We start from the raw sequence: 23,740 nt of genomic DNA, 5'->3' as shown, positions 1-23,740 counted from the left end.
GTGATCACACCACCGCCGGGGTGCGGCCCGGTGCGCGCAGTGCCGCCGGGACACCGAGTCCGCACAGCACCAGGACGACGAACACCGGCCAGATCGCGGTGACCTGAGCCAGCAGTCCGAAGCCCGCGCCGAGCATCGCGATGACCACCGCGGTGAGTGTCGCGGCGAAGCTGATCAGCACCGCGCGTTGTTCGTCGGCGGCGAAGGCGCTGATCCACGACACCGTCGCGGCGGCAAGCGCGGCATTCGACAGCACCACGAGGAAGAAGACGACTGCGTATGCCCAAAGGTGCGGTTCTCCCGGCAGGAGTTCATTGGCCGCGCAGAGTATCGCCGCGACGCAGCTGATGATCGCACTCGATACGAGCATCCCGCGAACGCCAAACCTACGGAACACGCTGCGCCACAGGAACGAGCCAGCGACCAGACCGGCCGCGGAACTGATCACGAGGGCGTGCAGGCTGCCTGCTGTGTCGGCGTGTGCGAGCGAGGTGCGGAGTGCGAAGAACGTCTCGTTGACGGCGATCGGGACGAATACGAGCTGCGCTGTCAGGAATACCCGGTACCAGCGGGTCGTGCGAACCACGGTGAGTCCTTCGCGCATGTCCTCGATGATCCGACGGGGTGGGCTCACCGTCCCTGACGTCGTCGGCCCGACCGTCATCGCGGCCACGAAGGCAACCGCCATCGCGGCCGCACCGAACCAGAGCACATTGAGGTGTCCGTCGGGAGTGTCGTGATTGGGCAGCATCGGAACGATCAACAGCGTGGCCGTGACGGTCAGAATGCCCCCCAGCGCCTGTTGGTTGAGGACCAGGTCGTTACGCCGCGTTCCGGCGAGCATGCGCGAGATGATCTCGGCGTAGGCATTATTCGCCACGCCCATCGTGCCGCCGATGAGGATCGAGGCCGACAGGAACACGTAGACGACCAGCGCATCGTGCAACGCCGCCACGGCGATGACTGCGGTCAGGACGGCGATGGCGGCCGAGGCAGCCGCGATGATGACGTGCTGGCGACGCCGTGATCGCTTAACCACCAACGCAGACAACGCGTTTCCGATGATGAAGCCGACGCTGAAGGTCGGGACGACGAGACCGGCTGCCCAGTTGATGCCCTCCGCCACCAGGAGAAACGGCAGGACCGCGAGCACGCTGCTCAACTGCGCGCCCATGAAGTAGAAGGCACCGAACCCCATCAGCGCCTGATACCGGCTTTCGGCGATGGCCACCCCGATCACCCCGCCGCCGGGGTGCGGCCGGGCGCGCGCATTGCCACTGCGCCGGCGAGTACGCCGAGCACCAGGACGACGAACACCGGCCAGATCGCGGTGACCTGAGCCAGCAGGCCGAAGCCCGCGCCCAGGATCGCGGTGGCCACTGCCGCGAGTGTCGCGGCGAAGCTGATCAGGACTGCGCGTTGTTCGTCGGCGGCGAAGGCACTGATCCACGAGACCGTCGCGGCGGCAATGGCCGCGTTCGACAGCACCACGAGGAAGAAGACGACCCCGTAGGCCCAGAGGTGTGGTCTGGCCGGGAGGGCTTCGTTGGCCGCGCAGAGCACCGCCGCGACGCAGCTGATGATCGCACTCGATACGAGCATCCCGCGCACTCCGAACCTGCGGAATACGCTGCGCCACAGGAACGAACCGGCGACCAGGCCGGCCGCCGAACTGATCACGATCATGTGCAGGCTGCCTGCTGTGTTCACGTGCGCGAGCGCCGTGCGGAGCGCGAAGAACGTCTCGTTGACGGCGATCGGGACGAACACGATCTGCGCCGTCAGGAATACCCGATACCAGCGGACCGTGCGGACGACAGCGAGTCCTTCGCGAAAATCCTCGGTGATCCGGCGGGGTGGGCTCACCGTTCCCGACGTCGTCGGCCCGACCTTCATCGCGGCAGCGAAGGCAATCGCCATCGCTGCCGCACCGAACCACAGGAGATCGAGATGTGAGTCGACGGCGTCGCGATTGGGCAGCAACGGAATGAGCAACAGCGTGGCCGCGATGGTGAGGATGGCCCCCAGCGCCTGTTGGTTGAGGACCAGGTCGTTGCGTCGCGTTGCGGTGAGCATGCGCGAGATGATCTCGGCGTAGGCATTGTTCGACACGCCCATCGCGCCGCCGACGAGCATCGACGCCGACAGGAACACGAAGGCGACCATGGTGTTGTGCAGCGCCGCCACGGCGATGGCTGCGGTGAGGACGGCGATGGTGGCCGACGCCAGCGCGATGATCACGTTCTGGCGGCGCCGTGACCGCTTCACCACCAGAGGAGACAACGCGTTTCCGATGATGAACCCGACGCTGAAGGTCGGGACGACGAGACCCGCGGCCCAGTTGATGCCCTCACCCACCAGGAGAAACGGTAGGACAGCGAGTGCGCTGCCCAACTGCGCGCCCATGAAATAGAAGGTGCCGAACCCCATCAGCACCCGATAGCGGCTTTCGGCGATGGGCAACGCGTATCCACCTCTCCTGCTGGCGTCGAATGTGCTGATTAGGGGGAGTGTCAGTGAGCGTTCGCCGGCTGATTCGCGAGTTCGACCGCGCGATTGAGTGTCTCGCGGTCGACGACGTCGGCGGCATTCATCGGTTGGGTGAGTACGCCCGACTCGGTCGCGATGTCGATCATGAACTTCACGCTGTCGTCGGAGAGGCCGCCGTTTTCAGTCCAGAACGGATACTGCTGGATGAGCGCAAACAGCTCCCGCAGTGATTCTTCCGACGGCGGCGCGTCGGTGTATTCGTTGACCGCGGAACGGAATAGGGCGAAGTCACCCTTGAGTGCTTTCATCGCGCGCAGCGTGGTCGCGCAGTACCTGGCGGCGAGTTCGCGGTTCTGTGCGAGCCAATCCGCTCGGGCGGCCTGGGCGACCTTGATGAAGCCGGGAGCGTTCTCGTAGAGGGTGGCGATCTCCACCGGTCGGTCCACCCTGGCTTGGGCGCTGTCGTACTGCGTGTCGTGAATCACCGTTGCATCGAGCTTGCCCTCGGCCCACGCTTCCGTTCGCGCGCTTGAGCTTTCGATGATCTGCTGATTCGGTAGTGCGTCGACGTCGCGGGGCTCGCCGATGCCGCTCAACAGCGCGTTGAGGACGATGGCGCCGGCGCCGCCCGGGCTGTCGATGCCCACCCGGGTCGACGGGTCGAACAGCTGACCGGCGTTGTTCACACCGTGGGCGCCGGCCAGGACGAAGTCGTCCATGCTGACATAGGGGCAGAACATCTTGACGTTCTCGCCCGCCTCACGGGCATCCAAGATCGCGGAGAACGACGTCGCCATGACCTGGGCCTTGCCGTTGAGCAAAGTCTGCACCGCGTCGGTGTGGGAATCGAATTTCGTGATGTTCTGCTCGACGCTCATTGCCAGCCCGAAGTCGCGTCCGTAGTTGCCTACGCCGTAGAGCAGCGGGATCTGCGACGCCTGAGGATTCGAACCCAGCACGATGCGCAGCGATTCCCCGGTGCTTGGCTCTTCCGCCCATGCGGCACCGGAGCTGAAGCCGGCGAGCGTGAGCGCACTGGCGGTGCCGATGGCGATCAAGCACGTCGCACGTTTTCGATAATTCCTGGGTGACATGGGATCCCCTCATCCTTCGTCGGTATGTCCAGCGGCAAAGGCAGAATCCCTGGGCCTTGGTAGAGCTGACCGTACCCGTCGTGATCAGGTCAAATGCGGGAAACGGCCGACCCGAGCTGGATCCGTCTCACGAGTCCCAGATCGGCCCGAAGGAGTTCGGGCTCGCGATCATCGTGGTCTCCAACTTCAGAGACGTGGGGCGGGCTATTTTTTGCGGATGGCTTTCTCATATGACCCCCGTGGATTGATCGAACGTGCGGTCGGCGCCGCGCGGATGGGTCTCGGCGTGTACAGCTGGGCCGAGGAGCAAGTCGTCGGAGCTATCCGGCACGGACTCGACTCACTCGACCCCGCCGAGGCGCTCGAGGATGCCTCACCCGAGGCACTGTCGGAGGCGCGAGTGCCAGACCCCGACTCGCTCAGCGGGAAGATGGGCCGGCTGTTGGACCGAGCGCTCGACCAGAACACCAGGGGCAGTCAAGTCGAGCTCTACCACCACCTGCTCGATCAGCTGGTCGCCGACGAGGCGCGCATCCTCGGTGCGCTGTCCGACGGGTCGTCATCGCCGATGGTGAACGTCTACACCTGGCTCAGTCCACGCGTTCCGGGGCGTGCCGCGTTGGAACATGCCTCTCTCATCGGGCGAACCGCGAATGTGGCTTTGCCGCAGATGGTTCCGCAATACGTCAGCCATCTGCTGTCCCTCGGCCTCGTCGAATCGGGTCCGGAAGACCCCGCGCTGGCCAGTGAGTACGAGGTGCTGATGGCCGAGACGGCGGTGCTTGCGGCCGTCAAGAGTGCATCGCGAGGTCCACTCGCCGCAAAGGTCGACAAGTCGACGCTCACGCTGTCGTCGCTCGGCGCGTCGCTGTGGGCCGCCACCACAGGGGGAGTCGAGCAGTGAGCTCCGCGTCGCCGGACCTTGTGCTCGCCCTCTCGAATTGGACCGAGATCAAGGCTGACTTCAGCGCCTACTGGATGGTGTACCTGTCGATGCCGTTCGTCGCGGCCTTCGTCGGGTGGAGCACGAAGATTGTGGCACTCGAAATGCTCTATCGCCCGGTCGAATTCAGGGGTTGGGGCCCCTTCGGATGGCAAGGCATCGTACCGCGGCGGGCGGGCAAGGTCGGCTCGAAGACCATCGATCTGCTGACGGCCAACTTGTTGAAGCCCGAAGAGCTATTGGACCGCATCGACGCCAACGACGCGGTCGACGCGCTGCGCGGCCCACTCGCCGCAGCGGTCGACGACATCTCGCGTGACCTCGCCGAGGAGATTCGCCCGGGCTTATGGGACGCGCTGCCGGAATCCGCTCGACGCGGGATCCAGGAGCGCATACAGAAGCAGGCGCCCCGGATCGTCGAGAACATGCTGACCGAGATGAAGGCCGACCTTCCGCGCTACCTCGATCTGCACTTCATGGCTGTGACGGCGCTGGTGCGCAACAAGGAGAAGCTCGTCAAGCTGATGCGCAGCGTCACGACCGATGCGATGGCGTTCGTGCGGCGCAGCGGCATCTACTTCGGTCTGGTGATCGGTCTGGTCCAGATGGTGGCGTGGGCGCTGTTCAAGAACCCATGGATCATGCCTGCCTTCGGTTTCGCGGTCGGCTTCATCAGCGATTACATCGCGTTGAACATGCTTTTCCGGCCGATGCGGCCGCGAAAGCTACTGGGTTTCATCCCATTTCAGGGGTTGCTGCACGCCGAGCGCGACAAGATCACCCGTGACTACGCGAAGATCCTGGCCGAGGATCTGTTCTCACCCGAGCTCATGTTCGACGCGATTATCAAAGGCCCCGGCTCGGACAAGCTGTTCGCGTTGGCGGCCAAGGAAATCGATGCCGCCATCGACGCCCAGACCGGGGTTGCGCGACCGATGGTCACACTGGCGGTCGGCACCAAGCGATACCGGGCACTGAAGGACCACGTCGTCACCCTGGTGTTGGAGAGGCTGCCGGACACGTTGTTGGAGGCACAGGAGTACGCGGCGAACGCGTTGGATCTCGAGCAACTCGTCATCGACAAGATGAGTCAACTGACCGATGAGGAGTACGAGTCGATCCTGCGTCCGGTGTTCAAAGACGACGAGCCGCTGATGATCGGGGTCGGCGCGGTGCTCGGCGGCGTGGTCGGTGAGCTTCAGGTGCAGATCATCGAATTCTTCACCCACTGAGGTGGAGAGGTTGACGATGGGGACCGCCGCGGGCCGATGGGTACTGCTCGCCACGGTGCTTGGTACCGCGATGGTGATGATCGACGGCACCGTGGTGAACGTGGCGTTGCCGCACATCGCCCGTGATCTGAATGCTGATTTCGGTGGGCTGCAATGGATCATCAATGCCTACACGCTCACGCTGGCGGGATTGATCCTGCTCGGCGGTTCTCTCGGGGACCGCTTCGGGCGTCGGCGCGTGTTCCTGGTCGGGGTGGTCTGGTTCGCGGTCACCTCTGCGGCGTGCGGGTTCGCGCCGAACGTCGACCTGTTGATCACGGCCCGGGCCTTGCAGGGGGTGGGCGGGGCGCTGTTGACGCCCGGCAGTTTGGCGTTGATATCGGCGTCGTTCCGCGGCGTCGACCGGGGCGCCGCTATCGGTGCATGGTCGGGCCTGGGCGGTCTGGCCGGTGCGGTGGGACCGTTCCTCGGTGGCTTTCTCGCCGAATGGAACTGGCGCGCTGTATTTCTCATCAATGTTCCGCTGGCAGTTGTGGTCGTCGTGGTGTCGGTGTTGCGGGTGCCCGAGAGTCGCGACACCCAGTCGCCGCCCGGTCTGGATATCAGTGGCACGGTGCTTGCCGCGTTGGGTCTCGGTGCGTTGACGTATGGGTTGACGGTGCTCGGCCGCGGCGGTGCGACGGCGAGTGGTCTGGTGACGGTCGGCGTCGGTGCGTTGGCATTGGTGGCGTTCGTCATTGTGGAGCGACGGTCCCTAAATCCCTTGGTCCCGCCATCGCTGTTCGTCGACAGCACATTTCGAGTCGCCAATGCCATGACGCTGTTGATCTACGGCGCCCTGGGAGTGGTCTTCTTGGTGTTGGTGTTGCAACTGCAGACCGTCGCGGGATTTAGTGCAGTCGCGGCGGGGGCGGCGCTGCTTCCGGTGACGGCAATGATGCTTCTTTTTTCCGCGCGGGCGGGCGCTCTCGCCGCACGGATCGGCTTGCGCCTGCCGATGACCGTCGGTCTGGTGCTCGCGGCCGCCGGGCTGTTGCTGATGCTGCGGATCGGTACGGGCGCATCCTGGCCTTTCGACGTACTACCCGCAGCGCTGGTATTTGGGGCCGGCCTGTCCCTGGTGGTGGCACCGTTGACCTCGGCCGTACTCGACTCTGCGCCCGACCATCTCGCCGGCGCGGCGTCGGGTGTCAACAATGCCGTTGCTCGCGCCGGAGGGCTACTGGCCGTGGCCGTGATACCAGGTCTGGCCGGTATCAGCGGTGCCGATTACGCCGAACCAACCGTGTTCGACGCGGGGTTTCGCATTGCCATCGTGATTGCAGCGAGCGTGTTGTTGGTGGCGGCCGCGCTGGCGGTTACCGGGATCAAACCCCACCCCACCCGCAGAAGCGCGAGCAGCCGCATACTCGTCGAGCAGTGTCCGCATTGCGCGATCAACGGGCCGTCGCCGTATCCCCCAGAGTGTGTCGGTCACGAGGACGGCTGACTGCGACCGCGTGATCACCCTGATGGGCGCGCGTTAGCCCCCGCCGCCCACTTCATGTGCTTGATACGCGTTGCTCGCCGCGTTGAGCTGCCCGAGGAAGGCATTGTGATCGACGTACGTCTCGTTTTCGTCGTCAGCCATTTCGTCTAGGTCGTCGGCCAGCTGATCCGCCAGTTCGGGATTGGCATCGGGCGAGATGTCGTTGGCGGGTGCCGAACCGATTTTGGAGGTGGGCGCGCCGCCCGAATCGCCAGTGCCCGGCCCAGCAGCGGGACCTGAGCCGGTGTCATCAGAACCGCTTCTCGACGCCGAGTCTCCGCCTGCGGACCCAGAATTGCGGCCCGACGCCCCGCTGGAATTCGAGTTTGAATCGGACGGTTCGGCGACCGCAACGCCCTGGGCCCATACCAGCCCCAGACTCACCAGAACCGCGACCGCGCCCGTACGCGCTGAGTACATGGTTCCCCCGACTGTCCCCGGGATGCCCGGATCCCTGGGAGTGTAGACCTGGCACCGCAAACTCCCCACCTCTCCCAACAACCCGTCCATCGGCCCCGCTGGGCCTCCCGGCGGCACCGGACTGAGCGGCGGCCACGGCGCAACCGGGTTGGTCGGCCCGAGCGCCAAGCCCGGCCGCACCCGTATACCAGCAACGTCGGCGCAATAACAGCCTTCTCCTGGTTGAATGACTGCGAGTAGGCGCTCGCGACCAAGAGACAGGGTTATCAGCACCGATGGATGACACGGTCATAGATGGCGGGGACGCCACTGGAGGCGAGGACCTGACCGGCGGCGGTGACGCCACCCAAGGCGAAGTGCCGACCGGGAATTTCGGGCGCTACGGGCTGCTGTCAATGCTGGGCGCGGGTGGTATGGGTCAGGTGTGGCGGGCACGCGACTCGCAGACCAATCGGGTGGTCGCGCTGAAGGTGTTGCCCGAACACTCCGCCGACGACGACGAGTCGCGCGAACGATTCCGGCGCGAGTGCGAGGCCGTGGCACAACTGACCGAGCCGCACATCATCCCGATCCACGACTTCGGCGATGTGGACGGTCGGCTCTTTCTGAACATGCGACTGGTCGACGGCAAGGACCTGCGCACGCTGATCAAACAAGAAGGTGCGTTACCGCCGACGCGTGCGGTGGCGATCATCGTTCAGGTCGCCGGCGCATTGCAAGCGGCTCACGACGTCGGGCTGGTCCACCGCGACGTCAAACCGTCGAATATCCTGGTGTCCGACAACGACTTTGCCTACCTCATCGACTTCGGGATCGCGCACGCGTCCGGAGACCACACGCTGACCAAGGCCGGTGAAACCATCGGCACCGCGGTCTACATGGCGCCTGAGGCCATCGGCGCCGCAGTCAAAACCCACTCCCGGGTAGACGTCTACGCGCTGGCTTGCGTGCTGTACGAGTGCCTCACCGGCGGGCCGCCGTTCGTCTCCGACGTGGGCGTGCAGGGGTTGATCGCCCATCATCTGCACACTCCGCCTCCGCAACCCAGTGTCACGAACTCCGATGTACCTGCGGCCTTCGATGAGGTCATCGCCAAGGGGATGGCCAAGAACCCCGACGACCGCTACGCCTCCGTTCACGAGCTCGCGACGGCCGCCCGGGCTGCGGCGGGCGATCCGACACTGCCCGCCATGGAAGCCGTCAAGCCGCGCTCTGAACAGCGAAAAATGCTGTCGCGTAAGGCTATCGGTGCGCTTGTTGCGGCGGTTGTGGTGGTGGCGGTCGTGGTCGCGGGGGTCGTGATCGTGGGGCGGCAGTCGTCAGGCAGCAGCAGTACGTCAGCGTTACCGGTCGGCCAAGGTTATTCGTCACAGATCACACTGCCGTTCACAGACATTCGCGTCGCCGGCGGGGTCGCGGTCGACACTGCCGGGAACGCGTACGTCACGGCCATCGGCAGGGATCGGGTGCTGCGAATGGAGGTCGGCGGGACTGCGGCGACCCAGCTGCCGATCAGCGGGCTCAGGAACCCGCGCGATGTGGCGGTCGATGCGAAGGGCGGCGTTTACGTCGCCGACTCGAGTAACGACCGGGTGGTGTGGCTGCCTGCGGGCTCGTCGGCGGCGGCCACGCTGCCGTTCACCGGCCTCAACGATCCCCGCGGCATCATCGTCAGTCCGGCGGGCGACGTTTATCTCGTCGACAGTGGAAACGATCGGGTGCTGTTTCTGGCCGCAGGTGCGACGGCGGCGGCCACGCTGCCGTTCACCGGCCTCAACGATCCGCGCGGCGTTGCTGTCGATGCGGCAGGCGGCGTCGTCGTCACCGACGCGGGCAACAACCGGGTGATGCAGCTGGCGGCAGGCTCGACTGTGGCCACTGCGCTGCCGTTCACCGGCGTCAACGAGCCCCAAGGCGTGGCTGTCGACTCGAAAGGCAATGTCTACGTCACCGACCGCGGTAACGCCGCGGTCGTCGAGCTCCGGCCTGGCGCGACGGCGGCGATCCCGCTGCCCTTCACCGGCCTCAGCGACCCCCAAGGGGTGGCAGTCGACGGGGCGGGAAACGTCTATGTCACCGATCTAGGCCCCCACCCTGTGGTGAAACTCGTAGTCGGCCAATGACATCGGGTCTGGATTTCGGCCTCCTGGGTCCGTTGCAGGTGCGGGTGAACCGCGAGACGGCGCCGCTGGGCACACCCAAGCAGAGCGCAGTATTGGCGCTGCTGCTGATCAACCGCAATCGTCCCGTTCCGAGGGACTCGATCATCGCAGCGATATGGGACGAGGATTCGCCGCAAGCCGACGCGATACACAACCTGCACGTCTACGTGGCGAACCTGCGAAAGGTACTCGGCTGCAACGGTGTTGACCCGAAGACCGTTTTGGCCAGTGCCAGACCGGGCTACCAGCTCAACGTGCCCGACGCGGCCTGTGATCTGGGGCGGTTCAACACCGAGAAGGCGGCCGGAGTGCAAGCGGCGGCAGCCGGCCGGTTCGGACAGGCCAGCGACCGTCTGTCAGCCGCCCTGGCGCAATGGCGCGGTCCCGTCCTGGACGATCTGCGCGAGTTCCGCTTCGCCCAATCGTTCGCCACCGCACTGGTCGAGGACAAGTTGGTGGCCCACGTGGTACGCGCGGAATCCGAAATCGCCTGTGGTCGAGGCGGTTCGGTGATCAGTGAGCTCGAAGAACTCGTGGCAGAGCATCCCTATCGGGAGCCCCTGTGGACCCAGTTGATCACTGCCTACTACGCGGCCGAGCGCCAGACTGATGCCCTCGACGCATACCGGCGATTGAGATCGGTGTTGTCAGACGAGCTGGGCATCGAACCCGGGCCGACGCTGCGCGCTCTGGAGCAGCGGATCCTGCGTCAGGAGCCGTTGGACGTCGCGCAGATCGCGCAGAACGACGCGTCCGAAATCCTCACGACGCTCGAGCGGCACACGACGATTTCGGCCCCCGCCGGGTCGAGCCGGGCGCAGCTGCGCGACGCCGCCGGCCGCTGCTATCCGCTGGAGACGGTGACCACCGGGATCGGTCGCCGGGCTGATAACGGCGTCGTGCTCGACGACCCCAAAGTGAGCCGATACCACGCCACGATCATCGATACGGGCGCCAACTTCGTGATCAACGACCTGCGGTCGGCAAACGGCGTTCAGGTCTCCCACCAGCGCATTCGCGGCAGCGCGACGCTCAGCGACGGTGATGTCATCGGCATTGGCGGCAACCAATTCACGTTCGAGATGGCACCTGCCGAGCCGCCCGCCCCTTGACCGTTTAGCAGTGCGTCGGCGGCATTGAGGTTCCATTGAGGGCCGCGTCCGATCCTTCTCTTATCAGCCACACCAAGTGGCCACCAGGAAAAGGAACTCAGATGATCAAGAACCGGATCGCCACCACCGCCGCCCTCGCCGCCTTCGGCCTGGCCTCCTTCGGCGGAATCGTCGTCGCCATCGCCGCACCGGCCAACGCCGACACCGGAACCACCACCACAGTCGAAGGCACCGCGATGACCGGCACCGCCGGCGAGGCTGTTGGCGATGCCCGCGAGGTCACTGAAGAGCTCGAGGGTGCGACCAGGGGCTCGGATGTCACCAGCGTGCCGACCCCCGGCAGCGCCGCCACCGGAGTTCACATCGCCTTCCCCATGGCGCCGGCCAGCCCCCACGATGGCCAGGGACACAAGGGCGCCAACAATCTGCCCCACTCGCACGGCCACTGAGACCGGCCCGCACCCACGCCGATCCACAGAAGACACTGACCGCAGTGAGGCGATCCGCGCCACGGTCGCGGCATTGAGGTTCCATTGAGGGCCGCGTCCGATCCTTCTCTTATCAGCCACACCAAGTGGCCACCAGGAAAAGGAACTCAGATGATCAAGAACCGGATCGCCACCACCGCCGCCCTCGCCGCCTTCGGCCTGGCCTCCTTCGGCGGAATCGTCGTCGCCATCGCCGCACCGGCCAACGCCGACACCGGAACCACCACCACAGTCGAAGGCACCGCGATGACCGGCACCGCCGGCGAGGCTGTTGGCGATGCCCGCGAGGTCACTGAAGAGCTCGAGGGTGCGACCAGGGGCTCGGATGTCACCAGCGTGCCGACCCCCGGCAGCGCCGCCACCGGAGTTCACATCGCCTTCCCCATGGCGCCGGCCAGCCCCCACGATGGCCAGGGACACAAGGGCGCCAACAACCTGCCCCACTCGCTCGGCCATTAATTCCCGCAGACTTGTCCGACCTGGACCCCGCTCTGTGGCGACCTGTTTCACGAAGACATCGGACTACCAACCGTTCCTGTTCTCCGTGACTGAGTTAAGTGCTCGCTCGCTCGATCCTGTGCCCCAAGTCGTCTAGTTCGTCGAGTACAAGGCTCGCTCCCCCGTGGACGCACCAGAGGCTGGGGTTTCGCCCTCGGTGGTCGTCGTGACATTCAGGGCAAGATTCGAACGGATTAACCGAGGCGATTGTGCTGATCAACGTCGAGCCGATGACAGGAATCGAACCCGCGTATTCAGCTTGGGGATTTTTTCTGGGGTCGAACTACGGGCGTACGGGCGTACTGCCCATCGGCGTAGCCAAACTCGTACGGGAACCTCGGATAGCCCGTAGCTTGTCGCGTTTGTCCCTCGTGGCTGGTTTCGGCGGCGTAAGTGAACGTGAGTGAAGTCGTGATGGTGTCACGCCTGGTCTGTTACGTTCCAGTTCTTCAGCCTCGGCAGCCTTCGTGGGCCCTGTGCCCATCGATGTAGAAACGGGTGAACTGACAATGGCTCTCACGAGAATTGTGCGGGTCACAGCGACAGCGTTCGTGTTGGGGTTGTCCCTGGCTGGGCCTCAAGCCGTGGGTATCGCCGTCGCAGATTCGGGTGACACGGGTTCGACGTCAGCGGTGTCGCCGTCGGCTCCAGCGCAGCGGTCTGCTTCCCATGGGGCGAGCACGCCCCAGGGTTCCCATCGTGGCCGGACGACTTCGTCGTCGCCGGCCCCGCCGGTGGTCCGGGTGTCACCGCCCTCCGCCGCCACAAGGGCTCCCGTCGTGGTCAAAGTTCGCCAAGTAACGATCACGGGCGCGGCGGGGACAGGTTTCACTCCGCCAATCAGTCGTACTCACGCCGAGCAGTCCTTGCCCGCACCGATCTCGCGGATTGAACCCCAACAAGATGTCCGGTCGCCAGTCTCTGGCGTAACTGCCTCCGCGGCACCGACAGGCTCGACGGCCTCGACGATCGCGGTGCTGGCTCGTTCTCCCCAATCTGCCTCCGTTAGTTCTCAACCGGTGTTGACAGCGGCCACCCCAAAGTCCGCCGCAACATGCGTGACCTGCTCGGCGTCCACGGCGTCTACCCGTCATCCTGTTATCCAGCACGTGGTCGCCGAGATCGACCGCGTCCTCGGCACCGCAATCAACTGGCTCTCGAGCCTGCCGACCAACCCGTTTACCGGGTTCGTCGAAGGCGCGCTTGAACAGCTGCGGCGCGCATTCGCGGAAATGTTCACGTGTCCCCCCGCCCCCGTTACTCCGGAATACACGACGAGCAACCAGCTACCTCCTGGGGACACGATCCTGAGTTCCCCTTTAGAGCCCACGAGAATCGGCGGACTACACAGCTTTCTCGAAGACTCATCAGGGGTTTCCATCACCTACATCCCGGCGTCGAAGGGCGGCACCACATTTTCCCTCGACGTCCTGAATGTGCCCGAAGGAACTTCCCTTTACAAGGCTTTGAAGATCCCGCCATCCGGGCTGCTGCCCCAAGACGATCCCCTCAATCGCTTCGCGTTGACGACGAATTGGTACAGCAGTTACGCAGTCGCTCAAGCCTATGCCGATTCCGACTGGGGACAGAGTCAGGGCTATCAGGTCGTCCAGTTCGCGACGCCAAAAACACTGCAACTGATCGACCTCGGCGACGATGACACCCTCGGCTATATATGGGCGAGTCTTGAATCAGATATTTCGTTCCGCAATTCGCAACTGGCAGCACTGCAGGGAAACAACCCGCCGACTACCAACCCGGAAGCGATTGTGGTCGTTTCGCAGAAGCTTGCCGAGCTTCACCGCGATGAAGAAATCGTCCAACTGACGACCGGTTACCACGCCACGTATGCCACACAACTCGATCTGCTTCGCAAATATGGCGACGCGGTCACGAATGATTTCACTTACAATCCCGACACCGAGATTGCAAACCGGGGGATTTCGGGCACGGACACCTTCATCGTAAAATCTTCGACCACTCCAAACGCGTGGCAGGCTGCCACGTTGGTGACTGGGTCTGCGACTGGTCCCGGCGGTGAAACCATGTGGGGAGGAGGGTTCGACGATCTCAATCGGATCAGTTTTACGACGGACATCGACAAAGAACTCACGTCAATTCTCGATGACTACTTGAATGTCGACGGCTACTACGCCGGGGACTTGCCCGGTCTTTTCCACCGCAATGGCAGCCTCGTTGAGGAGGTCGGCCTCTTCATTCCGCGCGACAGCAGCGTCATCGCCCAGAGCGACCTGGCTGCTCTTCTTGGCAGCGAATTGCTCGCCGCCTAATCAGATCGGACACCCGCCAGGGACGCGCGCCGTTCAATCGAACCAGCGGTCGTGTTGGTAGGCGAGTTGGGGTCGCGGCGGGGTCGGAATCCTCGGGGCATTCGCGTCGCCCGGGCGATATGCCCTGGTTACGTGGAGCCGATGACGGGAATCGAACCCGCGTATTCAGCTTGGGAAGCTGATGTTCTGCCATTGAACTACATCGGCCTGGTGCTGACGAAGGATAGCAACCGCGCCGCCCGCCGCGCGCCAGTACGCTCGTCGCGTGCTGCTCTCCGATCGTGACCTCCGCGCCGCCATCGCCGATGGACGCCTTGGCATCGACCCCTTCGACGACAGCCTGGTGCAGCCGTCGAGCGTCGATGTCCGGCTGGACAGCCTGTTCCGGGTCTTCAACAACACCCGCTACACCCACATCGACCCCGCCAAGCAGCAGGACGAGCTGACCACCCTGGTCCAGCCTGCGGACGGCGAACCGTTCGTGCTGCATCCCGGCGAGTTCGTCCTCGGCTCGACACTGGAGTGCTGCACCCTGCCCGACGATCTCGCCGGCCGGCTGGAAGGCAAGTCCTCGCTGGGCCGGCTGGGCCTGCTGACGCACTCCACCGCGGGCTTCATCGACCCGGGTTTCTCCGGGCACATCACCCTGGAACTGTCGAACGTCGCCAACCTGCCGATCACGCTGTGGCCGGGCATGAAGATCGGCCAGCTGTGCCTGCTGCGGCTGACCAGCCCCGCCGAGAACCCGTACGGCAGCGCCAGCGTCGGCTCGAAATACCAGGGCCAACGCGGACCCACCCCGTCGCGTTCGTATCAGAACTTCATCCAGTCCCGGCCCGGCGAGTAACCTCGGAACTCCAGGGTCAGCTGTCAGCCATCAGCTAACCCGTTCGGCTGTAACGGACCCGCCACCTGCGGCGATGAAACTTCTAGTCGAGCGGCTCAAACAGGGTGGACCGCAGCAGTGGGTCGGGGGACCCAGCAAACAAACCTTGGAGGGGTAGTGGACATCGCACTTGGTGTGTCCATGACGCCAACGACGGTGCGCATAGTGCTGGTCGAAGGCGAAAAAGCAGACGGCGTAACCGTCGACAACGACACCTTCGACATCGCGACCGACGAAGGTGCAGCAACCGCGGCCGAGCAAGTGGTCGCGGCGATTCTCGGTACCCGGGAGAGCGCCACCGAAGGCGGGCACCGCCTGGTGTCCACCGGTGTCACCTGGACCGACCATGCCGCCGCGGCAGGTCTGCGCGACGCGCTCAAGGCCCGCAAGATCGACGACGTCGTCCTGGTGTCTGAACTGCACGCCGCAGGCGCGTTGGCCCAGGCCGTTGGACAGGCAGTCGACTACGACCGCACAGCGCTGATGTTGCTTGATCGCGACACCGCGACCGTGGCGGTGGTCGAGACCGCCAGCGGAGCGATCGTCAAAGTGCAGACCGAGAGCCTGCACGCCCAGGACGCGATCGCCGAACTGCAGCGCATGGTCGCCGGCCTCGAAGGCCTCGACCAGCCGCCGCAGGGCCTGTTCGTCCTCGGCGCCGGCGTCGACGTCTCCGCGGTGAAGTCACAGCTCGCGCTCGGCACCATGCTGCCCGTGCACGCTCCCGAGGAAGCCGAACTGGCCCTGGCGCGCGGTGCCGCGCTCGCGTCGGCCGCGGCGCCTCGCTATGAAGCCTCGACCGTCGGCTTGGGCTACGGCCGGGATCCCGACGGCACCACCGCCGGTAAGGCCTACCCCGCCGGTGCGGACACCGAGATGTCGGCTGCCGGCCTGTCGGAAGCCGGCACCCAGATGGCCGCCGCGGGCTACATGGCCCCGCTCGGCTACAGCGAAGTGCTCGACGAACTGGACGGGGACCTCGACTACGACGCGATTCCCGCCGATCCCGATTTCGCCGTGGACGAGCCGGAGCGCAAGCCGTTCTTGCTGGTCGGCAGCGCGCTGGCGTCGGTCTTCGTGATCGGCGTCGTGGCCCTGGTGATCTCCCTGGCTGTCAGCATCCGGCCGACCGTCAACCAGCGGCCCAGCCCGGCCGAGAGTGTGATCGTGCCGAGCAGCCAGCCCGCCGCGCCGGTGGTTCCCGAGGCGGCCGCGCCGCCCGCGCCGTCGCCCCCGTCGGTGCCGGACACCATCCAGGAGCCGGTGCCCGTCGTGCAGCAGGCGCCCCGGACGGTCTACGTGACCCCGGCGCAGGCCCCCGCGCCTGCTCCCGCGGCACCTGCACCGGCCCCCGAGGCGCCCGCGCCCGCTCCTCTTCCGGAGGCGCCGGCACCTGCCCCGGTTGCGCCGTACATTCCGCCGCCGATCATCGCCCCGCCGGTGATCGTCCTTCCGCCGCTGTTGCCGCCGTTCCTGCGGCCGCCGCGGGCGCCGCACTATCCGTCGTATCCGTCCTCGCCTAGCTATCCGCAGGAACCGCAGGGGCCGTCGTACCCGTCGAATCCCTCGACGCCGTCGTACCCGTCGAATCCCTCGACGCCGCAGCTGCCACAGGAGCCGTCCTCGCCTCCCTCGCAGCAGCAGCCGTCGGCCCCAGTCATCACCGAGGCGCCGAGCGCACCCAGCGCTCCCAGCGCGGCCGCCGGATCGGGCGGTTATGGCTCGGGTTCCGGCGGTGGCTCCGGATCGGGCGGCTCGAGCTCGCGGTCAGGCTCCGGGGGTGGTTCCCACTCGAGTGACTCCGATGGCGGTTCCCGCAGTTCAGGCGGGGGTTCGCAGAGCCCGTTGTGGCCATTCCCGAGTTTCGGGCACTAGCCGCCAGGCCCGAGTTCACCCGACGTTAGCTTCGCGCTCAGTGTCGCGATGCGGTGACATCATCGGGGCTGCCTATAGAGGGCAGTATGCGATGCACAGTCTTTGGCACCGGTTATCTAGGAGCAACTCACGCCGCGGGCATGGCCGAACTCGGTCATGACGTCGTCGGGATCGACATCGACCCCGGCAAGATCGCCAAACTGTCGTCCGGCGAGATCCCGTTCTACGAACCCGGACTGGCAAAGGTGTTGCAGGACAACCTCTCTGCCGGTCGCCTGCGGTTCACCACCGACTACGACGCCGCGGCCGACTTCGCCGACGTGCACTTCCTCGGCGTCGGCACCCCACAGAAAAAGGGCGAATACGGCGCGGATCTGCGCCACGTCAACGCCGTCATCGACGAACTGGTGCCCCGGCTGACCCGGCCGGCCGTGATCGTCGGCAAGTCAACGGTTCCGGTCGGCACCGCCGCCGAGCTGAGCCGGCGCGCGCGGTCGCTGGCCCGCGGCTGCGTGGACGTTGAAATCGCCTGGAATCCCGAATTCCTACGCGAGGGCTTCGCCGTGGAGGACACCCTGCACCCGGACCGTATCGTCGTTGGCGTACAGCCTGATTCGACGCGTGCTGAGGCGGTGTTGCGGGAGATGTACGCGCCGCTGCTCGCCGAGGACATTCCCTTCCTGCTGACCGACCTGCAGACCGCCGAACTGGTCAAGGTATCGGCCAACGCCTTTCTGGCGACCAAGATCTCCTTCATCAACGCCATCTCCGAGGTGTGTGAGGCGGCCGGCGCCGACGTACGTCTACTGGCCGACGCGTTGGGCCACGACCCGCGCATCGGACGCCGATTCCTCAACGCGGGGTTGGGTTTCGGTGGTGGCTGCCTGCCCAAGGACGTTCGCGCCTTCATGGCCCGTGCCGGCGAGCTGGGTGCCAACCACGCGCTGACGTTCCTGCGTGAGGTGGACAGCATCAACATGCGCCGACGGACTCGGATGGTCGAATTGGCCACCACCGCCTGTGGCGGCTCGCTGCTGGGCGCCAACGTCGCCGTGCTCGGCGCGGCGTTCAAGCCCGAGTCCGACGATGTGCGGGATTCCCCTGCGCTCAACGTCGCCGGCCTGTTGCAGCTCAACGGCGCGGCCGTGAATGTCTATGACCCCAAGGCGATGGAGAACTCGCAACGCCTGTTCCCGACGCTGAACTATTCGACCTCGGCCCTTGAAGCATGCGACCGAGCCGATGCCGTCCTGGTGCTGACCGAATGGCAGGAGTTCGTCGACCTCGATCCGGACCAATTGGCGCAGCATGTTCGGGCCAGAGTCATTGTGGACGGCCGTAATTGCCTCGACGTCGCGCGCTGGGGGAGCGCGGGTTGGAAGGTTTACGCGTTGGGTCGCCCGGTGGTGACGTAGGTTCTCCTTCGTGGACTTCACGACCGCCTTGATCGCCGAAAACGCGGCATTCGCTGACCTTCTGCGCGACGCCGATCTGTCGATTCCGGTGCCGACCTGCCCAGAGTGGACGCTCGAACAACTGATGCGCCACGTGGGGCGCGGCGACCGGTGGTGCGCCCAGATCGTCGCCGAAGAGTCGATGGACTACATCGACCCGCGCACGGTCGCGGGCGGCAAGCCGCCGGCAGGCCGGGACAACGAGATCGAGTGGCTCCAGGCCGGTCCGCGGCAGCTCATCGATGCCGTCGCGCAGACCGGTGCCGAGACTGCCGTGTGGACGTTCCTGGGGCCGCGGCCCGCCGCATGGTGGATCCGGCGGCGCCTGCACGAAGTCCTGGTCCATCGGGCCGACGCCGCCATCGCGTTGGGAGTGGACTACGACGTGGACCCCGCGCTGGCCGCCGACGCCATCAGCGAGTGGCTGGAGCGGTCGGTGATCGAGGCCGATCTGGAAGGCCCCGCCGGCGGTGACCGGCCGGTGGGCGACGGCCAGTCACTCCATCTGCACGCCACCGACCCCGGCCTGGGCGAGGCCGGCGAGTGGACCATCCTCGGGCGGCCCGACGGCATCGCCGTCGACCACGAACACGGCAAGGCCACCGCCGCGCTGCGGGGACCGGCACGCAGCCTGCTGCTGGCCGTCGTGCGTCGGCGCACCGCCGCCGAGGAAGGCCTGGAGGTATTCGGCGACCCGGGTGTTTGGGACACCTGGCTGGCACGCACGCCGTTCTAGACCGGTAGTTTTAGCTAAATGAGCACTTCGGAGATCGCCACCGTTCTGGCCTGGCATGACGCGCTGAGCACCGCGGACGTCGACACCCTGGTCTCGCTGTCCAGCGACGACATCGAGATCGGCGACGCCGGCGGCGCCGCACAGGGCCACGCCGCGCTGCGGGAGTGGGCACAACGTTCAGCGGGCCCCATCGAGGTGGGCGAGATCTACTACCGCGACGGTGTCGTCGTCGTCGAAGAGCGGCTGACCTCGGCCACCGATCCGTCCGACGTCCGCACCGCGGCATCGGCCTTCCGGGTGGTGCATGACCACATCACCTCGGCGTTCCGCCACGACGACCTGGCGGCAGCCCTGGCCGCTACCGAGCTGTCCGACGAAGATCTGCAGGCCTGACCGACTTGCGCGGGATCATCCTGGCCGGCGGGTCGGGCACGCGGCTGCATCCCATCACGATGGGTCCCAGCAAGCAGCTGCTGCCCGTGTTCGACAAGCCGATGATCTACTACCCGCTGTGCACGCTGATGATGGCGGGCATTCGCGACATCCTGGTGATCACCACTGGCCACGACGCCCCGGCCTTTCATCGGCTACTCGGGGACGGCTCACGCCTTGGCGTCAACATCAGCTACGCGGTGCAGGATCGGCCCGACGGACTGGCGCAGGCATTCCTGATCGGGGCCGACCACATCGGCACCGGAACCGTCGCACTTGTCCTGGGCGACAACATCTTCTACGGACCCGGTGTTGGCACCAGCCTGAACAGGTTCCGAGATATCCAGGGCGCGGCCATCTTTGCCTACCGGGTGGCGAATCCGTCGGCCTACGGTGTGATCGAGTTCGCCGCCGACGGCACCGCGCTGTCGCTGGAGGAGAAGCCGGCCTCGCCCAAGTCGAACTACGCGGTGCCCGGGCTGTATTTCTACGACAACGACGTCATCGAGATCGCCGCGGGGTTGCGGCCCTCGCCGCGGGGTGAACTGGAGATCACCGAAGTCAACCAGACCTACCTGGCCCAAGGCCGGCTGGCGGTCGAGGTGTTGCCGCGCGGCAGCGCCTGGCTGGACACCGGAACCTTCGATTCGCTATTGGACGCAAGCGATTTCGTGCGCACCATCGAATACCGCCAGGGACTCAAGGTGTCCTGCCCCGAAGAGGTCGCCTGGCGGATGGGCTTCATCGACGACGAGCAGCTGGCCCGCTGTGCCGCGGAGCTGGTCAAGTCAGGCTATGGCGGTTACCTGCTGACGCTGCTGGACCAGGGGTAGCCAGTACCGCGGCGATCGCGGTGGTCAGCGGCACCGACAACGCCAGCGCGATACCGCCCACTGCTGAGCGGGCGATCTCGATGGCCACGCTCTCGCTGGTCAGCACGTCGAACAACGAGCGATTGGCGACGCTGAACAACAGCAGCAGGGGTAGTGAACTACCGGCGTAGGCCAACACCAGGGTGTACACCGTGCTGGCGATGTGGTCGCTGCCAATGCGCATGGCGCGCACGAAGATCTGTCTGCGCGAGCCACCGCCGACGTGGGCGAGCTCGAATACCGCCGACGCCTGGGTGATGGTCACGTCGTTGAGCACACCCAGCGAGCCGATGATGAACCCGGCCAGCAGCAAGCCCTGGATCGACACGTGTCCCATGTACGCCGCGACCTCGTTGTTCTGATCCTCCGACAAGCCGGTCAGATGTACGAGTCCGATTGCCGCCCAGGATAATCCCGCTGCCAACAGCATCGCGGTCAGCGTGCCCAGCAGAGCCGCGCTGGTGCGCAGGCTGATGCCGTGCGCCAGGTAGATGACGGCAAAGAGGATGACGGACGAGGCAACCAGCGCGACGGGAATCGCTGCGGCACCGTCCCGCAACGCCGGGAGAAGGAAAACCACCAGCACCCCGAACGCGACGACGATCCCGACCAGAGCCCGCAACCCACGCCACCGTGCCACCGCCACAATGACGATCGCGAACACTGCCGCCAGCGCGATCAGCGGCCAGGTGCGCTCGTAGTCGTAGAACCCGTAGCTGGTCGTGCCCTGCTCATCGACCTGGCGGAAGATGCGAATCGTGTCGCCCGCCAACAGATTCGGCTGACCCGGGCCGGGGGAGAACTCCAGCATCGTGGACGCGCCCCGGTTCGGTCCGCTCTCGATCGCGACGACCGTCTGCACGCAGGTGCCGCTGCCGGAGATCCCGGGGGTAGGCGATGCGGTGAGTACCTGACCGGCCGACGGGCTGCCACAGTCGGCCAGGCTGCTGGACACCACGTGACCGCCCTCGGTGGTGACCGCGCCGCCTTGGCCGTTCTGGAACGGCAGGGGGATGTCGACCTTCGAGCCGCTCGGCCACAGCAGTACCGCGCCGATCACCGTCGCCAGACCGATCACGGCCAGCGCGACCACCACGATCCGGGCGGCCAGCGGACTCAGCGGCGCCGGGCCGGTGTGTGAATGCGAATGCGTCACCCGGACAGGGTAGAGCCGCCGGCCTGGGTACTTACTGCCGGTAGCTGGCCAGAAAGTTGCCTAGCCGTTCGATAGCCCTTGACAAGTCGCGTGCCCACGGCAGCGTCACGATCCGGAAGTGATCGGGAGCCGGCCAGTTGAACCCGGTGCCCTGGGTGACCAGAATCTTCTCTTGCAGAAGCAGATCCAGCACCATCTGCTCGTCGTCGTGGATGTCGTGCACCTCGGGGTCGAGCCGTGGGAAGGCATACAGCGCGCCGGTGGGCTTGACGCAGGACACCCCGGGGATCTCGTTGAGCTTGCTCCACGCGACGTCGCGCTGCTCGAGCAACCGGCCGCCCGGCAGGACCAGATCGTCGATGCTCTGGTGTCCACCCAGCGCAACCTGAATGGCATGCTGCGCAGGCACATTCGGGCACAGCCGCATATTGGCCAAGAGGCTGATGCCCTCGATGAAGCTGCTGGCGTGTTCCTTGGGTCCGGTGATGACCAGCCAGCCCGACCGATAACCGGCCACCCGGTAGGCCTTGGACAGCCCGTTGAACGTCAGTGTCAGCAGGTCCGGTGCCAGCGAGGCAAGGCTGATGTGCTGGGCGTCGTCGTAGAGGATCTTGTCGTAGATCTCGTCGGCCAGCAGCAGCAGCTGATGCTTGCGTGCCAATTCGACCATCTGCTGCAGAACTTCGCGGCTGTACACCGCACCGGTCGGGTTGTTCGGATTGATCACCACGAGCGCCTTGGTGCGGTCGGTGATCTTGGATTCCAGGTCGGCGACGTCGGGCATCCAGGCGTTGGTCTCGTCGCACAGGTAGTGCACCGGGGTGCCACCGGCCAGCGCGGTCGATGCCGTCCACAGTGGGTAGTCCGGCGCGGGGATGAGCACCTGGTCGCCGTTGTCGAGCAGCGCCTGCAGGGTCATCGTGATGAGCTCGGAGACCCCGTTGCCGAGGTAGACATCGTCGATGTCGAAGCGGGGAAAGTTCTCGACCAGTTCGTAGCGGGTGAACACCGCGCGGCGGGCGCTGACGATGCCCTTGGAGTCCGAGTAGCCCTGCGCATCGGGCAGCGAGGCGATCATGTCGCGCATGATCACGTCGGGCGCCTCGAAACCGAACGGCGCGGGATTGCCGATGTTGAGCTTGAGGATCCGGTGACCCTCGTTCTCCAGCCGGTTGGCGTGCTCGTGGATCGGCCCGCGGATCTCGTAGAGAACGTCCTGCAGCTTGGTCGACTGCGTGAACGTGCGCGGCCGAGGGCTCTGGCTCGTGCCGTGCCACGGTAACTGGTGGGTAGTCACCGGTTGATTCTCCCATTCCTACGCAACTTGGTTTCTTCTGTGACCGATTGTGGCTTTGCTGTGACGTGCGGAAGTCACGATTGAAAGACACCTCGGATACAACTGTGACTCCGCTGTGTAGGCGAGGGTCTCTGGGTCGAACTGACTGCTAGCTTGGGTCGTCACCACCGGTCCGACGGCGCAAAGGGATGAACGTGAAGATCACACGCACATTGACGACTGCTGCCGTGCTGGCGGCGACCGGCGCGCTGGGCTTTGCTGCCGCTGCGGGTGCCGATCCGGCCGCGATCAACGGCACCTACTCCGTCAGGGGCGGGGACGAAGGTGCCGTCGTGACGGCGGCGTCGGCATGCGCTCCCGTCGTCAACGGATGCACCGCAAACCTCAGCAGCACCTTGGGCTGGACCAGTGTGGCCACCTTTACCGACGGCCGGTGGAACTTCACTGTCACCAAGCCCGACGGGATCGTCTGCGACAACGGCGCCTACGCGCCGGTGCGGATCGCCTACTCAGTGGACGCCGTCACCATGACAGGGACAATCACGGCGGACTCCAACGGTGACTGCCCGGGCGGGCAGATCACCTCGGTTCCGTTCCAGCTGAACAAGATCGGCTGATTCGTCGCCACTTCGCCCACGCTGTAGTTATCGCGCAATCGTGCGACTTGGCTTCAAGGGGTGATTGCAACACTTCGTGATTGGGGTGTTGATGCCGCGGAGTCCGTTGTTGTCGGTTCAGGTTCGTTTTTGGGAGTTGGTATCCGCGGGGCTGATC

At 65.5% G+C, this 23,740-nt stretch carries 21 protein-coding genes and 1 tRNA gene; 15 read left to right on the top strand and 7 right to left on the bottom strand.

Going from position 1 to position 23,740, the window contains the following annotated elements:
* Positions 1–4: 4 nt before the first annotated feature.
* The 3 genes from SLQ31_RS20365 to SLQ31_RS20355 are packed head-to-tail and all read right to left on the bottom strand — an operon-like array spanning position 5 to position 3,548.
* Positions 5–1,231, bottom strand: a complete 1,227-nt coding sequence (locus tag SLQ31_RS20365; RefSeq protein ID WP_319435867.1) for an MFS transporter — start codon at positions 1,229–1,231, stop codon at positions 5–7.
* Between the two features lie 5 nt (positions 1,232–1,236).
* Entirely contained in the window at positions 1,237–2,463 is a 1,227-nt protein-coding gene (locus SLQ31_RS20360) for an MFS transporter (RefSeq protein WP_319435866.1), read from the bottom strand.
* A gap of 50 nt (positions 2,464–2,513) precedes the next feature.
* Positions 2,514–3,548, bottom strand: a complete 1,035-nt coding sequence (locus SLQ31_RS20355) for a hypothetical protein (RefSeq protein WP_319435865.1) — start codon at positions 3,546–3,548, stop codon at positions 2,514–2,516.
* Between the two features lie 253 nt (positions 3,549–3,801).
* Between SLQ31_RS20355 and SLQ31_RS20350 the strand changes: the two genes are divergently transcribed.
* The 3 genes from SLQ31_RS20350 to SLQ31_RS20340 are packed head-to-tail and all read left to right on the top strand — an operon-like array spanning position 3,802 to position 7,248.
* Positions 3,802–4,488 carry an Abi-alpha family protein gene (locus tag SLQ31_RS20350; protein ID WP_319435864.1) on the top strand — a complete coding sequence of 229 codons (687 nt, stop codon included), beginning with the start codon at positions 3,802–3,804 and terminating at the stop codon, positions 4,486–4,488.
* Complete coding sequence (locus tag SLQ31_RS20345; RefSeq protein WP_319435863.1) at positions 4,485–5,759, top strand: DUF445 domain-containing protein; 1,275 nt, start codon at positions 4,485–4,487, stop codon at positions 5,757–5,759. Before SLQ31_RS20350 ends, SLQ31_RS20345 begins: the two co-directional genes overlap by 4 nt.
* Before the next feature lie 16 nt (positions 5,760–5,775).
* Positions 5,776–7,248: a DHA2 family efflux MFS transporter permease subunit gene (locus SLQ31_RS20340; protein WP_319436228.1), complete on the top strand. Its 1,473-nt coding sequence runs from the start codon at positions 5,776–5,778 to the stop codon at positions 7,246–7,248.
* Positions 7,249–7,281: 33 nt separating this feature from the next.
* On the opposite strand, the gene SLQ31_RS20335 is transcribed toward SLQ31_RS20340, so the two are convergent.
* Positions 7,282–7,707 (bottom strand): hypothetical protein, encoded by a 426-nt coding sequence (locus SLQ31_RS20335; RefSeq protein WP_319435862.1) that lies wholly within the window; start codon positions 7,705–7,707, stop codon positions 7,282–7,284.
* Positions 7,708–7,982: 275 nt separating this feature from the next.
* Here SLQ31_RS20335 and SLQ31_RS20330 point away from each other — a divergent pair, with 275 nt between their 5' ends.
* The 5 genes from SLQ31_RS20330 (at position 7,983) to SLQ31_RS20310 (ending at position 14,258) form a co-directional block, all read left to right on the top strand.
* Positions 7,983–9,830 carry a serine/threonine-protein kinase PknD gene (locus tag SLQ31_RS20330; RefSeq protein WP_413642602.1) on the top strand — a complete coding sequence of 616 codons (1,848 nt, stop codon included), beginning with the start codon at positions 7,983–7,985 and terminating at the stop codon, positions 9,828–9,830.
* Positions 9,827–10,981, top strand: a complete 1,155-nt coding sequence (locus tag SLQ31_RS20325) for a BTAD domain-containing putative transcriptional regulator (RefSeq protein ID WP_319435861.1) — start codon at positions 9,827–9,829, stop codon at positions 10,979–10,981. The genes SLQ31_RS20330 and SLQ31_RS20325 overlap by 4 nt, the downstream gene beginning before the upstream one ends.
* 101 nt (positions 10,982–11,082) lie before the next feature.
* Positions 11,083–11,430: a hypothetical protein gene (locus SLQ31_RS20320; RefSeq protein ID WP_319435860.1), complete on the top strand. Its 348-nt coding sequence runs from the start codon at positions 11,083–11,085 to the stop codon at positions 11,428–11,430.
* Between the two features lie 150 nt (positions 11,431–11,580).
* A complete protein-coding gene (locus SLQ31_RS20315) occupies positions 11,581–11,928 on the top strand; it encodes a hypothetical protein (protein WP_319435859.1) in 348 nt (115 codons plus the stop codon).
* A 1,148-nt stretch (positions 11,929–13,076) separates the two neighbouring features.
* Complete coding sequence (locus tag SLQ31_RS20310) at positions 13,077–14,258, top strand: hypothetical protein (protein ID WP_319435858.1); 1,182 nt, start codon at positions 13,077–13,079, stop codon at positions 14,256–14,258.
* 133 nt (positions 14,259–14,391) lie between these two features.
* On the opposite strand, the gene SLQ31_RS20305 is transcribed toward SLQ31_RS20310, so the two are convergent.
* Positions 14,392–14,465, bottom strand: a tRNA-Gly gene (locus SLQ31_RS20305).
* 58 nt (positions 14,466–14,523) lie between these two features.
* Here SLQ31_RS20305 and dcd point away from each other — a divergent pair.
* The 6 genes from dcd (at position 14,524) to rfbA (ending at position 20,474) form a co-directional block, all read left to right on the top strand.
* A complete protein-coding gene (dcd, locus tag SLQ31_RS20300) occupies positions 14,524–15,105 on the top strand; it encodes a dCTP deaminase (protein WP_319435857.1) in 582 nt (193 codons plus the stop codon).
* A gap of 180 nt (positions 15,106–15,285) precedes the next feature.
* A complete protein-coding gene (locus SLQ31_RS20295; RefSeq protein ID WP_319435856.1) occupies positions 15,286–17,019 on the top strand; it encodes a hypothetical protein in 1,734 nt (577 codons plus the stop codon).
* Between the two features lie 86 nt (positions 17,020–17,105).
* Entirely contained in the window at positions 17,106–18,434 is a 1,329-nt protein-coding gene (locus SLQ31_RS20290) for a UDP-glucose/GDP-mannose dehydrogenase family protein (RefSeq protein ID WP_319435855.1), read from the top strand.
* 10 nt (positions 18,435–18,444) lie between these two features.
* On the top strand, positions 18,445–19,209 hold the full coding sequence (locus SLQ31_RS20285; RefSeq protein WP_319435854.1) for a maleylpyruvate isomerase family mycothiol-dependent enzyme: 765 nt from the start codon (positions 18,445–18,447) through the stop codon (positions 19,207–19,209).
* Between the two features lie 18 nt (positions 19,210–19,227).
* Positions 19,228–19,602 carry a nuclear transport factor 2 family protein gene (locus SLQ31_RS20280; RefSeq protein WP_319435853.1) on the top strand — a complete coding sequence of 125 codons (375 nt, stop codon included), beginning with the start codon at positions 19,228–19,230 and terminating at the stop codon, positions 19,600–19,602.
* Between the two features lie 5 nt (positions 19,603–19,607).
* Complete coding sequence (gene rfbA / locus SLQ31_RS20275) at positions 19,608–20,474, top strand: glucose-1-phosphate thymidylyltransferase RfbA (protein ID WP_319435852.1); 867 nt, start codon at positions 19,608–19,610, stop codon at positions 20,472–20,474.
* Here rfbA and SLQ31_RS20270 read toward each other — a convergent pair.
* Together SLQ31_RS20270 and SLQ31_RS20265 are read right to left on the bottom strand one after the other, a co-directional pair.
* On the bottom strand, positions 20,425–21,669 hold the full coding sequence (locus SLQ31_RS20270; RefSeq protein WP_319435851.1) for a YibE/F family protein: 1,245 nt from the start codon (positions 21,667–21,669) through the stop codon (positions 20,425–20,427). The genes rfbA and SLQ31_RS20270 overlap by 50 nt on opposite strands.
* 31 nt (positions 21,670–21,700) lie before the next feature.
* A complete protein-coding gene (locus SLQ31_RS20265) occupies positions 21,701–22,966 on the bottom strand; it encodes a pyridoxal phosphate-dependent aminotransferase (RefSeq protein WP_319435850.1) in 1,266 nt (421 codons plus the stop codon).
* A 194-nt stretch (positions 22,967–23,160) separates the two neighbouring features.
* Between SLQ31_RS20265 and SLQ31_RS20260 the strand changes: the two genes are divergently transcribed.
* Entirely contained in the window at positions 23,161–23,583 is a 423-nt protein-coding gene (locus SLQ31_RS20260) for a hypothetical protein (protein ID WP_319435849.1), read from the top strand.
* Positions 23,584–23,740 lie beyond the last annotated feature (157 nt).

Source organism: Mycobacterium sp. RTGN5 (assembly GCF_033804465.1).
Lineage (GTDB): Bacteria > Actinomycetota > Actinomycetes > Mycobacteriales > Mycobacteriaceae > Mycobacterium.
The sequence above is the reverse complement of the archived record's forward strand: the minus strand, read 5'-3'. Positions and strand labels throughout refer to the sequence as shown.

What these genes read in the sequence shown, in the direction of transcription:
- SLQ31_RS20350 (WP_319435864.1), top strand. Translation starts at nt 3,802, where the DNA reads ATGGCTTTCTCATATGACCCCCGTGGATTGATCGAACGTGCGGTCGGC.
- SLQ31_RS20340 (WP_319436228.1), top strand. Translation starts at nt 5,776, where the DNA reads ATGGGGACCGCCGCGGGCCGATGGGTACTGCTCGCCACGGTGCTTGGT.
- SLQ31_RS20335 (WP_319435862.1), bottom strand. Translation starts at nt 7,707, where the DNA reads ATGTACTCAGCGCGTACGGGCGCGGTCGCGGTTCTGGTGAGTCTGGGG.
- SLQ31_RS20330 (WP_413642602.1), top strand. Translation starts at nt 7,983, where the DNA reads ATGGATGACACGGTCATAGATGGCGGGGACGCCACTGGAGGCGAGGAC.
- SLQ31_RS20325 (WP_319435861.1), top strand. Translation starts at nt 9,827, where the DNA reads ATGACATCGGGTCTGGATTTCGGCCTCCTGGGTCCGTTGCAGGTGCGG.
- SLQ31_RS20320 (WP_319435860.1), top strand. Translation starts at nt 11,083, where the DNA reads ATGATCAAGAACCGGATCGCCACCACCGCCGCCCTCGCCGCCTTCGGC.
- SLQ31_RS20315 (WP_319435859.1), top strand. Translation starts at nt 11,581, where the DNA reads ATGATCAAGAACCGGATCGCCACCACCGCCGCCCTCGCCGCCTTCGGC.
- SLQ31_RS20295 (WP_319435856.1), top strand. Translation starts at nt 15,286, where the DNA reads ATGACGCCAACGACGGTGCGCATAGTGCTGGTCGAAGGCGAAAAAGCA.
- SLQ31_RS20290 (WP_319435855.1), top strand. Translation starts at nt 17,106, where the DNA reads ATGCGATGCACAGTCTTTGGCACCGGTTATCTAGGAGCAACTCACGCC.
- SLQ31_RS20280 (WP_319435853.1), top strand. Translation starts at nt 19,228, where the DNA reads ATGAGCACTTCGGAGATCGCCACCGTTCTGGCCTGGCATGACGCGCTG.